Source organism: Methanosphaerula subterraneus (genome assembly GCF_052055875.1).
In the GTDB taxonomy this organism is placed as follows: Archaea; Halobacteriota; Methanomicrobia; order Methanomicrobiales; family Methanospirillaceae; genus Methanosphaerula; species Methanosphaerula subterraneus.
Genome location: NZ_CP170508.1, coordinates 850,553 through 862,759 on the forward strand (window position 1 = coordinate 850,553; position 12,207 = coordinate 862,759).

Annotated in this window: 12 protein-coding genes; 4 read left to right on the forward strand and 8 right to left on the reverse strand. The window is 55.8% G+C overall.

Translation table 11 applies throughout. From position 1 onward, the window contains the following. Nucleotides 1–84: 84 nt before the first annotated feature. Entirely contained in the window at nt 85–636 is a 552-nt protein-coding gene (locus ACFKSJ_RS03910) for an ester cyclase (RefSeq protein WP_440950954.1), read from the reverse strand. A 571-nt stretch (nt 637–1,207) separates the two neighbouring features. Between ACFKSJ_RS03910 and ACFKSJ_RS03915 the strand changes: the two genes are divergently transcribed. Continuing rightward, nucleotides 1,208–2,014, forward strand: a complete 807-nt coding sequence (locus tag ACFKSJ_RS03915) for a sulfite exporter TauE/SafE family protein (protein ID WP_440950955.1) — start codon at nt 1,208–1,210, stop codon at nt 2,012–2,014. A 95-nt stretch (nt 2,015–2,109) separates the two neighbouring features. Here ACFKSJ_RS03915 and ACFKSJ_RS03920 read toward each other — a convergent pair whose 3' ends face one another. Then, on the reverse strand, nt 2,110–2,472 hold the full coding sequence (locus tag ACFKSJ_RS03920; RefSeq protein WP_440950956.1) for an ArsR/SmtB family transcription factor: 363 nt from the start codon (nt 2,470–2,472) through the stop codon (nt 2,110–2,112). A gap of 290 nt (nt 2,473–2,762) precedes the next feature. On the opposite strand from ACFKSJ_RS03920, the gene ACFKSJ_RS03925 reads away from it, so the two are divergent. Further along, nucleotides 2,763–3,314, forward strand: a complete 552-nt coding sequence (locus tag ACFKSJ_RS03925; protein WP_440950957.1) for a putative zinc-binding protein — start codon at nt 2,763–2,765, stop codon at nt 3,312–3,314. Between the two features lie 296 nt (nt 3,315–3,610). Further along, nucleotides 3,611–4,825, forward strand: a complete 1,215-nt coding sequence (locus tag ACFKSJ_RS03930; protein WP_440950958.1) for a trans-sulfuration enzyme family protein — start codon at nt 3,611–3,613, stop codon at nt 4,823–4,825. 413 nt (nt 4,826–5,238) lie between these two features. Here the strand turns inward: ACFKSJ_RS03930 and ACFKSJ_RS03935 are convergent, their stop codons facing one another. Beyond that, nucleotides 5,239–5,385 (reverse strand): hypothetical protein, encoded by a 147-nt coding sequence (locus tag ACFKSJ_RS03935; protein ID WP_440950959.1) that lies wholly within the window; start codon nt 5,383–5,385, stop codon nt 5,239–5,241. Between the two features lie 295 nt (nt 5,386–5,680). Here ACFKSJ_RS03935 and ACFKSJ_RS03940 point away from each other — a divergent pair, with 295 nt between their 5' ends. Continuing rightward, nucleotides 5,681–6,541 carry a methanogenesis marker 8 protein gene (locus tag ACFKSJ_RS03940; RefSeq protein WP_440950960.1) on the forward strand — a complete coding sequence of 287 codons (861 nt, stop codon included), beginning with the start codon at nt 5,681–5,683 and terminating at the stop codon, nt 6,539–6,541. A gap of 656 nt (nt 6,542–7,197) precedes the next feature. Here the strand turns inward: ACFKSJ_RS03940 and ACFKSJ_RS03945 are convergent. The 5 genes from ACFKSJ_RS03945 to ACFKSJ_RS03965 are packed head-to-tail and all read right to left on the reverse strand — an operon-like array spanning nt 7,198 to nt 11,898. Next, nucleotides 7,198–7,653 (reverse strand): hypothetical protein, encoded by a 456-nt coding sequence (locus tag ACFKSJ_RS03945; RefSeq protein ID WP_440950961.1) that lies wholly within the window; start codon nt 7,651–7,653, stop codon nt 7,198–7,200. 16 nt (nt 7,654–7,669) lie between these two features. After that, entirely contained in the window at nt 7,670–8,506 is an 837-nt protein-coding gene (locus ACFKSJ_RS03950; RefSeq protein WP_440950962.1) for a hypothetical protein, read from the reverse strand. Then, nucleotides 8,503–10,677, reverse strand: coding sequence for a heavy metal translocating P-type ATPase (locus ACFKSJ_RS03955; protein ID WP_440950963.1), 2,175 nt, complete (start codon nt 10,675–10,677; stop codon nt 8,503–8,505). The genes ACFKSJ_RS03950 and ACFKSJ_RS03955 overlap by 4 nt, the downstream gene beginning before the upstream one ends. An 8-nt stretch (nt 10,678–10,685) precedes the next feature. Further along, a complete protein-coding gene (locus ACFKSJ_RS03960) occupies nt 10,686–11,732 on the reverse strand; it encodes a cation transporter (protein WP_440950964.1) in 1,047 nt (348 codons plus the stop codon). Beyond that, nucleotides 11,686–11,898, reverse strand: a complete 213-nt coding sequence (locus ACFKSJ_RS03965) for a heavy-metal-associated domain-containing protein (protein WP_440950965.1) — start codon at nt 11,896–11,898, stop codon at nt 11,686–11,688. The genes ACFKSJ_RS03960 and ACFKSJ_RS03965 overlap by 47 nt, the downstream gene beginning before the upstream one ends. Between the last annotated feature and the right edge of the window lie 309 nt (nt 11,899–12,207).

Here is a 12,207-nt window from a genome sequence, read left to right on the forward strand (position 1 = left end):
TTGTACTTCAGGGGGGACGTATGAAGTCCCGTACTCCCGATCTTTCATTATCTCTCATAAAAAAAGGGGGCTATCCCGGCTGTCTCACATCAGGCCGATCTGCTGCATCAGGAGTATCTTATCATAGAAGAGTTTCTCCTCAATGATCTCTCCATCCTTCCAATGGGCGACCGTACAGAACTCCACCCTGAACTGCTTCCCGTTCGGCTCGATCACTTTCCCATCAGGGGTGGTCATCGGGCCTTTGAACGTGCCCGTGAAATCGGCGACAGAGCAGGTCCAGTCGCCCTGACCGAACAGCACCTTGTAGGGCCGGTTCCCGACTTTGTTATCCGGAAAGATCTTGAAAAACGCGATTGATTCGTCCCTGTGAGATGGGCGGCCATGCGTTGGTTCTACCTGTCCCGGCCAGAAGACATCGACATGCGCTGCATGGCGTTTCTCAAATGTTTCCCAGTCCTGCGAGTTCCAGGCATCATCCAGCGTCTGCATGAGACGCATATTTTCCTCAACTGTTGACATTACTGCATCTCTTAGTACCACCAGAAACCCAAGCGAACTCGTGAATCCAGTATACTGATGTGGGACTGGGTCCAGAACTTTATATATCTTATGGAATGACCTGCAGCGATGCATGGTTCCCGCAAACCCCCGGCCTCTGATCCTGAGTTCTCGATGATACCATGCCTGCTGGAAAGGCCTGTGGAACGGTTCAGCGGTATCCGGAAATCCGGACAATACTGTTGTCGCCCGGCGGAACTGACATGGACTGGCCAGCCGTTGATTGCACGCCACATGACCTGTGGACGGTCTGCTGCCCATGCTATCTGTTCGTGAAAATGGATCCTGATCTCACGTCCCACCACAGCACGCACCCACGGTGATACTCAGGGGAAGTTGTCAACCTCCCCAGATCTTTTTGTCAGTTTTCCCGGAACACGAGTATTTTTTATCGTGCCCACTCCAACAATATTCACAATTGTGAAACACCACTCTATACTCACAACCAGATACATGCCCGGGTAAAAATGCAGACACCACCATCAGCCAACCCATCTCTCTGGATATTCACCTCACGATTTCTGCACAGTATTCACAAGAATCGGCGTAACAGAAATCCACGATATGAGGATGCCGGCATACCGCTCCCGGTCTTTCGGATCATGACCAGACGTCGCAGGACCATCGAGAGCCAGAGGAGGTGACCATGGTATTCGACGACAGCATCGCGTTTTTTATTGCCGTGGGGATCAGCCTGATCGCTTCCATAATCGGAATGGGAGGAGGGTTTCTCTATGTTCCGACGCTCACGCTGCTATTTGGTCTCGATCAGAGTATGGCTGTTGGAACAAGCCTCATGGTGATGATTTTTTCGTCAGGTACAGCAACGCTCGGGTACTGGCGACAGAAAAAGATCCTGATCACCCTTGCCGCATATCTGATCGTACCCGCAATGATCTTCTCTACGCTCGGGTCACTCATTATCCAGTACTTCGACGCGAGGATCCTTGTCATTCTTTTTATCCTCGTCCTCATCCTCACGTCCCTGCAGATGATTGTTCCTTCCCTGTGCCTGGTTCCGGCGATCACATGCGGGCCATCCTTTGAAGTCAACCCTTCGGGACCAGGTGAATATGGCAAACCTATCAGGATCCCCTATATTCACCTGGTGGTATGGGGGGCGATGGGCGGGTTGGTGAGCGGGATAACCGGAACCAGCGGCGGGATTTTCTTCGTCCCAGCGCTTATTGTCATCGGTGTTCCAGTCCATTTTGCAGTTGCAACATCTCTTCTTGCAATCATCCCCACATCGATAGCCGGCGCTTCAACCCAGGCTGCGCTCGGAAATATCTCACCCACCTATGTGATGCTATACGGAGCCGGCGCAGTAGTCGGTGCTTATGCAGGGGCATTCCTTTCCCCCAGAATCCATGCAGATCATATCAAGAAAGTGTTTGGAATCCTCCTGATCGGTATCGCGCTTTTGATGATCCAGCAGAAAATACTGGTCTGATGGAGATACATCTGTCAGGAAAGGCACCCCCTGAAAATCACATGACAAACAGAGGACAGAGTCGTGTTTCTGGCGGTTGCTGGTTGTCGGTTTTTTCAGGAATTCACCACAGTTCCGATCTGTCGAAGGAACGGCGCTGCTGATTCAGTTAATTTGTAGACCTTATGTTTCGAGCGGTAATAGGACTCGACAAGCCCGCCCTTCTTCAGTACTCCCAGATTATATGAGATGAGATTCTGCGGTTCAGCAAACACATACCAGAACTCGCAGACGCAGTGATCCCGATTGAGAAGCATCATGACAATTTTAAGACGGATCGGATGGCTGAGAAGTTTGAGTACTGCACTTGCATTTTTGAAGTTCTCGCCCTCGAAGAATTCTTTTTCGCACCCGAGCTCCTGCTCCCAGTCGCTTCTGACTGCACAGTCCGAAGGGCAACATCGCACGCGTTTTTCCATGTGATCAGGAAGATCTTCTCTGGCAAAAATGATAAGATATGCGGAAACCCCGGACTCCTGATACGTGAATACACGTTCCCATACAAAAGAAAAAACGTTTTGAAATCAGGTTTTGCGCTCCCATCCATGAAACAATAACATACAGAAACATCCTGACTCAGACCTGCCGGCATCAGCACGGCCCCGAACGATCCGGGATTCGCCGGATTTCGAATTTTTTTGATATCCAATTTCAGGATATATATGGTCCGGCACCCCACACATCAACAATCTGTCAAAAGGTGAGATGTATGGAATACGAGATCGCAAAGATTGCAAAAGTAACTGGAAAATGTCCGGCATGTGAAGAGTACGCAGAAAAAAATGCGACAACTCCTCCAAAGATTGCCGTGATGGCGTGTGAAGGGGCGTGTGCAAAAGGTGAAGTGGCCCGTCGTGCGGCAAACATGGTCGCCCACCGCTTTGCCCGCGATGAGACCGTCCGCATATGCCTCGGCGGTGCGTTCACGAAGGATACCGGCCAGCGGAATCTGATCCGGCGGGCGGAAAAGGTGATCGCAGTCGAGGGCTGCTTTATCGCGTGTTCATCACGGATGATGGCCGGCGTACTCTCGGAGTTCAGGCCCGTGGTCGTGCAGGCCGACACGCTGTATGACGAGCCGCTCCCCTTTGGTGTCGATGAAGTGCCGGATGAGATGTTCTCGGTGTATGCGTACAAAGTGGCAGAGCAGGTCGTACGCGAGCATATCCTGAACGATGGAACCTGCAGCATCCCGACCGGGAAGAATGAAAGCTGTGCTGATCAGTGCACGTCCCGACCATCCGGTGGATGCGGGCAGTAAACCATCTCTGGCACCCAATCTTTTTTGAACGTATACAAAACCCGAGGGGAGAGCGCCCGACTGGTTCTCCCTGACAGGCAGGTGTCGATCAGACCCCTGCACCTGAAACCCAGGAGAGGACGCGGCAAAAATTGCCCGGAAATACGGAACTATTCCCTCTCGCGTCCAACAGGATAATAACGATCAGAACCGCCTTTCGGGTTACCCCGTCAGTCTCATTCCGCCAGCCCCGCACATACCTGCACAGGTACTCCCGTGGCCGGTGTATCCAATAATCTACCCAGGAAAATGACACCATGACAGAAAAAACCACTATTCATCGGGGACTGATGACCGATGCGATCCATGCCGGGGAAAGCCCCGATCCCGTGACCGGGGCATCGGCTCCGGGCATTGTGATGTCGACCGCATTTATTGCTGATGCCGGCACTTCGTTCTCAGCTGAAGACTTCGGGGATGGAACCCCCTACCTGTACTCCCGCTGGAAGAACCCGACCGTAGACCAGCTTGAACAGAAACTTGCCGTCCTTGAGGGGGCGGAGGCAGCGGTGGCGTTCGGAAGCGGCATGGCCGCCATCACCGCACTGCTCCTGTACAACCTCTCTGCAGGCGATCATCTCATCATCAGTGACGTATCCTATGCCGCAACCACCGAGATGACAGACGAACTGATCCCCCGTCTGGGTATATCGGTCACCAAGGTCGACATGTCGAAGCCAGAAAATGTCCGCAATGCGATCCGCCCGAATACCCGACTCATCTATGCAGAGACCCCGGCGAACTCGATCCTGCGTCTCACCGATATTGAAGCCATTGCAGGTATTGCCCGGGAGACCGGATCAAAATTCGCCGTGGATGCCACCTTCGCCTCACCCCTGGGTGTCCACCCGCTTGACCTCGGCGCGGACTATGTGGTCCATTCCCTGACCAAGTATATCTGCGGCCATGGCGACGCCATCGGCGGTGCGGTCCTTGGAAAAAAAGAGGATATGGCCGGCATCAGGAAAGGGATCGCGATCCGGACCGGCGGAATCTTAAGCCCGTTCAATGCCTGGTTGATCCAGCGGGGAGCGGCAACCCTCCCCCTCCGAATGAAGGCCCATGAGGAGGGAGCCCTGGCCGTCGCACGGTTCCTTGAAGATCACCCGAAGGTGACCCGGGTCATCTATCCCGGCCTTGCATCGCATCCCCAGCATGCACTGGCCTGCCGGCAGCTCAAAAATTTCTCAGGCATGCTGACATTCCAGGTCGCAGACGGTGCAAGAGCTGCAAAGATTATCGCGGACCGACTTTCGATCATCCATTACGCGGTCTCGCTCGGTCATGTGAGGAGCCTCGTCTTCTATCTCTCCACCGAAGATATGCTCCGGACCTCCTTCCGGATGACGCCGGCGCAGGAACAGTCATACCGGGCATTTGCAGGTAATGGGATCTTCCGGCTCTCGGTCGGTCTTGAGGACCCCTCGGATCTCTGTGCGGATCTTGAATATGCCCTTGCTGGGATCCCGTGATGGACAGCCATCCGCTGGACGTGATCCTTGACCGGAGATAACAGGAAGGATGCACTACGACAAAGATAAGATCTGAACCTAAAGATGGAGTTCCCCTTCACGAGGATGTGATTGAAGAGCAGATGCAGGTGATGCGGGAGACCAGGTCTCCCTGTCCGGCCTGCCAGGGAAGTGACCCCTTCGATGACCTGAATGCCTATCAAAAGAAGATTGAAACAAGGATCGATGCCGAAATATCGAAAAATTAAACCGGCGATGTGATATTTCCTGTGCAGGATGCGCATTCAAGAGGACATGAATCGGAACGAGTACGGTGGAGTAGGAATAACCGGGGTGCAGCCCGGCATCGTCGACATCAGCAGGGTCGGTCCCGGCGGAAGATAACCAATGATGTCATATCAGTTCGGGGCTGTTCAGAATTCGATCTGCATATCCATCAGTGCGACGATGATGCTCACACCGATCGCGACCCCATAGAGGATCACGGATCCGATCTCAAACCTGGTCCACCGGGCAGAGCGTTTTTTAGTATGATGTGAGTTGTTGTTGAAGCAGTCCATATCAGATACTAGGTCCGGACCCGTTCATATCCCTTGACGCTGCGGCAAAATTTGTTGGAATTTCCCGGATTTTTTCTGGAGAGAATCTCCCATTCGTACAATCGGCGTTCAAGCACTGATGACCGGCCTCCTGAATGAGGAGGCTCAACCGGAGGCTATGCGGAAGGAAATTGTCGGATCTTCAGCCAGTGATCTGACCTCGCCGGCACTCCACCGTTCATCCATCATCCTCAAAAAGTTGGCCACAATATGATGTTCCTTAAACCCGGAATCATAAAGATTAAGCAGGTATCTTATGACAGCAGAACACGATGAACACGTCATAGAGGCGATCGGAAGGAGTCGCATCGTCATACGAGGAGGAGAAGTGGTCGAAGTCGGCGAGGCACGGATAAAGGAGTGTCCTCTTGCAAAAAAAATGGCCCTTCCGGTTCCGGAAATTACCAAAGACGCCGTGAAAGCGAACATCGAAAACCGTATCCGGGCATGGGGAATGTGTACACCGAAACGGGACGTGCTCGATACCCGGACGTTTGTCGGATTCGGAGCATCCGAGATCCTGAGTTTCGGTCTTGATGCCGGCCTGATCGATGCGGTTGTCCTCGCCTGCGATGGCGCCGGGACTGTCGTCGTGACAAAACCCGCCCTTGTGCAGGGGATCGGGGGAAGAATGTCAGGTCTTGTTTCAACGACCCCCTATGCGGAGGTTATTCAGCGGATCGAGGAGAACGGCGGGGTTGTGATCGATAAGGGCCATGCACGCCTGAACCAGGTTGCTGGTGTCGAACGCGCCCGGGAATTGGGGTACAAAAAGATCGCGGTGACGGTTGCACTGCCCAGGGACGCAGAAACGATCCGGAATCTCTATCCTGACACGATCATCTTCGGGGTCCATGTCACCGGACTGACCGCGAGTGAAGCAGAGACGTTCGCTGCAACAGCAGACCTGATGACCTCCTGCGCCTCAAAAACGGTCCGGGAGATCATCGGCCGGAAGGCTCTCATGCAGGCCGGCGTCGCAATACCGATCTTTGTTCTCACAAAGAAAGCAAAAGAGATCGTCATTGAAAAGCTCCATCAGGGCGACGAGCAGGTGCTGATCAAGACCACGAAGCTTCCGGCACTCGGGGATCAGCAGCCGGATCCTCTCGTCTGATCTTTTCAATTTTTCCAAAAAAACGGCTCTGTTGAAACTCTCTAATTCCACTTTAATATCCCCTTCCTCCATCAACCTGAGATGGAAATTTTCTAAGCCCGGGGGAATTTGAGTTATCAGATCCTACGTGGCGGGCGTACACGTGTACGCGTACTGTACAAATCCCGGCCCATTTCGACCTTAGATTATTACGAAGGTACATGTGAGGATCGCAATGAATGAGAAAACCTACGTCCCCTGTGGCGGCGACCGGATTTCCAAGAAGGAGATGCTCGTGTCCGCTGCAGAGATGTGAAATCTGAGTCTGGTAAAATCGGTCACGGTCATGTATGATGAATCATCCTGCCATGGGAACGGAGATGCGAGGTATATCTATCATGGTTCCCGGTGAGGAGAATACATGAAATTCAAACCCTTATGAGGCAGAGCCGGCCCGCTTTTGAGGAGATGGGGGGGCGTTCATTATCAACAGGTACAGGGAATCCAGGGCCGGTGGTTTTGATGTGTACCGGATATTCGACTCTGTTGAGATCTTCTCATTCTACTCTATATCCCTTTCCTCCATCAACCAGGGTTGCATATTTATCTAATTACGAGGGTTTCAACAGAGCCTGAAAAAGGGAAAGAGAATGGGGTTTTGAGACACAACCCCAGCCCTAACTGCTCTCGACGATCAGTTTGCCGTCGCCGATCCCCATGTTGCAGTTGATGGGGAACATCCCCACCTTCTCTGCGGTGAACTCTATCACGTTGTCACCCGATCGGATAGCCTTGCTGATATTGTACCCGCCGATGTTGACGACGAGCATGCACCCTCGGAGGGTCGTGGGGTCCCCTTCGATTCTGACCTTCGTCCCCTGCTTCACACGGATCTCGGCCGGCGAATACTGGGAACCATCGTAGCTCAGCTTGATGGTCCTGGTCTGCCCGATCTCTGTTCCTGGGTTTGTGGTATCTGTCGTATTCTGATATCCTGACTGTTGCAGAGCCGCTGCACCGGTTGTCGGAATGTTCTGAGCGCTTCCCGTAACGATGCCTCCGCAATGCAGGGTGAGTATCGCAAAGACAGCTACAACAATTATCCCAATCGCTGCTTTCGTTGTTGAATTCATAGTCGTTATCTCCTCCTTATCCAAGCTGGGTTTCATTCAATGGTACAACGTGCATCATATCGAAACTCGAATTCGTCGTTTCGAGCACACCGACCACGACCACGTTCTTTCCGAAGAAACCCCGTATCTCATCGCCGACGTTGTCGAACAGTTTCTCTTCGCGCATCATTGTTGCCTCGTTCGAGCCGAGGACAAGCGGATAATATTCCACTCCCCCGAGATCGTGTACCGAATAGCCGCTCATGTTGCCCTCCCCGAGCACAAACTTCGTCGGCACGGTCTCGTTCACTCCAAGGGAGTAGAAGAGCTTCGGCACCTTATCCGGCGTCAGCTTCGAGTATACCCGTCCTTCCTCACCCATGAGATTGCCGTAGTCGTGCGTGCTCATGAAATGCAGATCGTCGACGAATGTCCCGGTGCGGTTGTAGATCCCGCCGATCTCGATCCGATCGATCCCGAAGAAGTTCGTCAGGGAATCGCCCGGTTTTGTGAACAACTTCTCCTCTTTCATCATCTCCCCTTCGGTGTACCCGAGGATCATGGAGTTCCCGTCAGGGATTCGGACGCCTTCTGCCACGCTCAGGTTTGCGAGCGCGTTGCTCTTCGCATGGGCGAAGACCTTGGGCGTGCCGTCCGGGGTGAATGCGATCTTGTACGTGATACCGTCGAAGACCGACGGGTCGACCGGTGCCGGCGTCATGCCCGTTATCTTCGACATCGTGCTGTTCGCCGTGCCGCCGGCCATGCCGTCCGGGGCCCCGAGTGCGAAATACCCGAAGGACCCCAGGATCATCATCACCGCTGCGAACGCAAGAGCGCCCCTATTCTCCCTGAACCATAGACTGATCTTCATGGTGTCACCTGGAGTTTGACCCACCGAAGGGTGAGTGCGTTCGTCACGACCGATACACTGGAGAGCGCCATCGCGCCGCCTGCGATGATCGGCGAGAGCAGAATTCCGTATGACGGATACAGGAGCCCGGCAGCGATCGGGATCCCGATGATGTTATACACCAGTGCCCAGGCCATGTTCTGCCGGATCTTCCTGATCGTAGCCCTGCCGAGCCGGATCGCCTGCGGCACATCGAGCGGGTCGGAACGCATCAGGACCACGGAGCCGGCCTCCATCGCCACGTCAGTTCCCGAACCCATCGCGACCCCGATGTCCGCCTGCGCGAGCGCAGGAGCATCATTGATACCGTCGCCGACCATCACGACCTTGAGCCCCTTCTCCTGGAGCCGTTTCACGTACTCGGCCTTGTCCTGGGGGAGGACCTCGGCAAAGACGTTCTCGATACCCGCAATCCGGGCGATCGCCCGGGCGGTCTTCTCGTTATCCCCGGTGATCATCCAGGTCTCGATCCCCAGGCGTTTCAGCTCCTCGACCGCCCTGGCGCTCGTCGCCTTGATGGTGTCTGCAACACCGATGATCGCACGGGGAACGTCGTCGACCTTCAGGATCATCGCCGTCTTCCCCTCGTCCTGGAGACGACCGACCCGGGCCTCCATCTCCGCGTCGAGGACGCCCCGTTCCGGTTTTCCGAGGTAAATAGATCTGCCGTCGACGGTCGCGGCCACGCCGAAGCCGGGTATGGCTCTGAACTCTGATATCTCCCCGGGATTCGCACCGTGCTCCCGTCCGTACCCGGTGATGGCATCGGCGAGCGGGTGCTCGGAGTTCCGCTCGACGGTATACGCATACCCGATCAGGGCCGGCACCTCGTCCTCAGACCCGGTGAGGAAGTCAGTCACCCGGGGTTTACCCTCGGTGATGGTCCCGGTCTTGTCGAAGACGACTGCGTTCACCCTGTGCATCATCTCGAGGCTCTCGGCACTCTTGATCAGGATGCCCTTCTGTGCCCCGATCCCGGTACCGACCATGATCGACGTCGGTGTCGCGAGACCGAGTGCGCACGGGCAGGCGACCACGAGCACGGCCACGGCCACCATGAGGGCGAACGGAAACGACATGCCGAGGACGAAGTACCATGCGATAAAGGTGAGCACAGAGATTCCAATCACGACCGGCACGAATATACCGCTGATCCGGTCCGCGAACCGCTGGATATCGGCCTTGCTCCCCTGCGCGTCCTCGACGAGCCGGACGATCTGGGAGAGGACCGTGTCTGTCCCGACCCTGGTCGCCTCGAACCGGATCATCCCGTTCTTGTTGATCGTCCCGCCGATGACCGTCGATCCCACGGCCTTCTCGACCGGGATGCTCTCCCCGGTGATCATGCTCTCGTCGACGGCCGATTCCCCCGCTACGACGGTCCCGTCCACCGGAACCCTCTCGCCGGGCTTCACCAGCAGGAGATCGCCCACCATCACCGCTTCGATCGGGATCTCGATCTCGCGCCCGTCCCGCACCACCGTCGCGACCTTCGGCGTGAGGCCCATCAGTTGCCTGATCGCGTCGCTCGTCCGGCCCTTGGTCACCGCCTCGAGGTACTTCCCGAGGATCACCAGGGTGATCAGGACGGCCACGGTCTCGAAGTACTGCTCGGTGACCAGCCCGAACATCGCAGCGACACTGTAGAAGTACGCGGCGCTCGTCCCGACCGTGATGAGCGTATCCATGGTCCCGATCCGGTTCTGGAGTGCGCTCCAGGCTCCGAGGTAGAAGTTCTTCCCCACCACGAACTGGACCGGGGTCGCCAGCAGGAAGAGCAGGAGCACCCGGTACGGGACGTCCATGAAGACCATGCCGAGCAGGAGTGCAGGAACGGCAAACAGGGCACTGAAGATCAGGGAGATCTTCAGATCCGAGATCTCCTTCTCCCGAACGAGCCGTTCGGTGTCGGGGTCGACCCCGACCTTTGCTGCATATCCCTTCGATGCGATCAGGTCGACGAGCCTCTGTTCGTCGAGCTGTGACTCGTCGAACTCCACACGAGCCTTCCGGGATGCATAGTTCACGTTGGCGGTGACGACCCCGGGGGTCTTCGTGAGCGCCCGGGAGATCAGGGTGGCGCACGACCCGCAATGCATACCGTCGATGTTTATCTCAACTTTTTTCACCATCATCTCACCTATCCGCCGAGCACGTAGCCCGTCTTGGGCCCGAACACAAACACCACCGTCAGGGCCAGGTCGAGCGCGAGCGCCAGGACGGCGAACTCCATCCCGCTCACCCTGAGATCCTGCTGCTTCATATTTCCGAATTCCTTGTACAGCATGTAGCTGTACACCACCAGGATGAGGCCCTCGGTCCCGGTCAGGATGAAGAGAAACGGGACGAGCCGATCGTAGATCAGCATGGCCGAGAGCATCGCGCCCATCGTGCCGGCCATCAGGCCGCCCATCATCCCCTCCATCACGCCCATCACTCCGCACGACCGTCCCGTGACGTACCCGAGACCCATACCGGTCACCATACCGATGATGCTCCCAAGGAACATGCCGTTCGTCGCACCAGCGAACGCACCGATCAGAAAGCCGCCGGCCATCCCGAAGGTCATGCCGGTCATCATCCCGGTCATGCACGACGAGCTCTTCCGGAATGCATTCGAATGGTAATAGGCGAAGAGGAACGCCACGATCGAGACTGCGGTGAGGAGCGAAACGCTCCAGTACGCATTCAGGAATCCCGGAGTGTTTCGGAAGAGCAGACCAAAGAGCGCCGCCTGTGCAGCGAGCACGATGGCGATCGCTCCGAGGGCATACCTGAGGAGCGTGTGTTCGACCTCAAAGCCCCGGGCATTGAAGATCACCTTCTTCAGAACATCGATCCCACGACGAAGCGATCCAGCCTCGAAGCCTTCCACCGCACTCTCTCCGGGGAGAAGCAACTGATAGCCCTTCTCCCGCAGTTCGTCGCGAATCTCTTCGAGCTGCCCCTTCCGGCTCTCGATGACCAGCCGATTGTTCGCCATGTCGATCGACGTGACCCGTGCTCCCGTGTGCCGCGAAACTGTCCGCTCGATGATCCGTGCACAGGACTCGCAGTGCATGCCGTGAAGCGTGAGCTCGGAGACGATCACGCCATCGGCCCGATCCGGCCCCTGCCCGGTCTGGCTCTCCGGAGTGGGTTCAGAGGGTGAACCCTTCGCTCTGGATTGCCTGTCTGATCGCCTCAAGTGTTGCCTCCGAATCGTGATTTACCAGGACTGTTCCGCCCACGTGGTCGACCGAGAGCGCCCGTGCACCCGGTATCTCGCTTATCGCGTCCTCAATCAACATTGCACAGCTCGCGCAGTGCATTCCAAAAACCTTGAGTGTCGTTTCCATGCTGTTGTTCTCCATAACCCCGCCAGGGGAATCGTACCCTTGTGAAACGCGATCCCTGCCTGTACCGACGGCGTGTTGTTCATGCACCTTCGGGAGTTGGAACCGGGTTCACAATTGTGATGAGATGTCGGCACAGGTGGTATAATCTGTTCTCACCGGATCCTCTCCCTATTCCATACCACCGTGCACCGACATGTCCCAGGCCTGACCTGACCAAACGTAAAGATGAGGATAGCGCATCGATCCGAAGTCCGGATACAGAGCCAGAGGGAAAAAATTGGAGAAGAAGATGGAAGGGGGAGTCGACATTACCCCAAAAGGACT

Excerpts from the sequence above, each read along its gene's own strand:
- ACFKSJ_RS03940 (WP_440950960.1), top strand. The coding sequence starts at position 5,681 with ATGACAGCAGAACACGATGAACACGTCATAGAGGCGATCGGAAGGAGT.
- ACFKSJ_RS03915 (WP_440950955.1), top strand. The coding sequence starts at position 1,208 with ATGGTATTCGACGACAGCATCGCGTTTTTTATTGCCGTGGGGATCAGC.
- ACFKSJ_RS03925 (WP_440950957.1), top strand. The coding sequence starts at position 2,763 with ATGGAATACGAGATCGCAAAGATTGCAAAAGTAACTGGAAAATGTCCG.
- ACFKSJ_RS03930 (WP_440950958.1), top strand. The coding sequence starts at position 3,611 with ATGACAGAAAAAACCACTATTCATCGGGGACTGATGACCGATGCGATC.
- ACFKSJ_RS03910 (WP_440950954.1), bottom strand. The coding sequence starts at position 636 with ATGCATCGCTGCAGGTCATTCCATAAGATATATAAAGTTCTGGACCCA.
- ACFKSJ_RS03935 (WP_440950959.1), bottom strand. The coding sequence starts at position 5,385 with ATGGACTGCTTCAACAACAACTCACATCATACTAAAAAACGCTCTGCC.
- ACFKSJ_RS03955 (WP_440950963.1), bottom strand. The coding sequence starts at position 10,677 with ATGGTGAAAAAAGTTGAGATAAACATCGACGGTATGCATTGCGGGTCG.
- ACFKSJ_RS03965 (WP_440950965.1), bottom strand. The coding sequence starts at position 11,898 with ATGGAGAACAACAGCATGGAAACGACACTCAAGGTTTTTGGAATGCAC.
- ACFKSJ_RS03920 (WP_440950956.1), bottom strand. The coding sequence starts at position 2,472 with ATGGAAAAACGCGTGCGATGTTGCCCTTCGGACTGTGCAGTCAGAAGC.
- ACFKSJ_RS03945 (WP_440950961.1), bottom strand. The coding sequence starts at position 7,653 with ATGAATTCAACAACGAAAGCAGCGATTGGGATAATTGTTGTAGCTGTC.
- ACFKSJ_RS03950 (WP_440950962.1), bottom strand. The coding sequence starts at position 8,506 with ATGAAGATCAGTCTATGGTTCAGGGAGAATAGGGGCGCTCTTGCGTTC.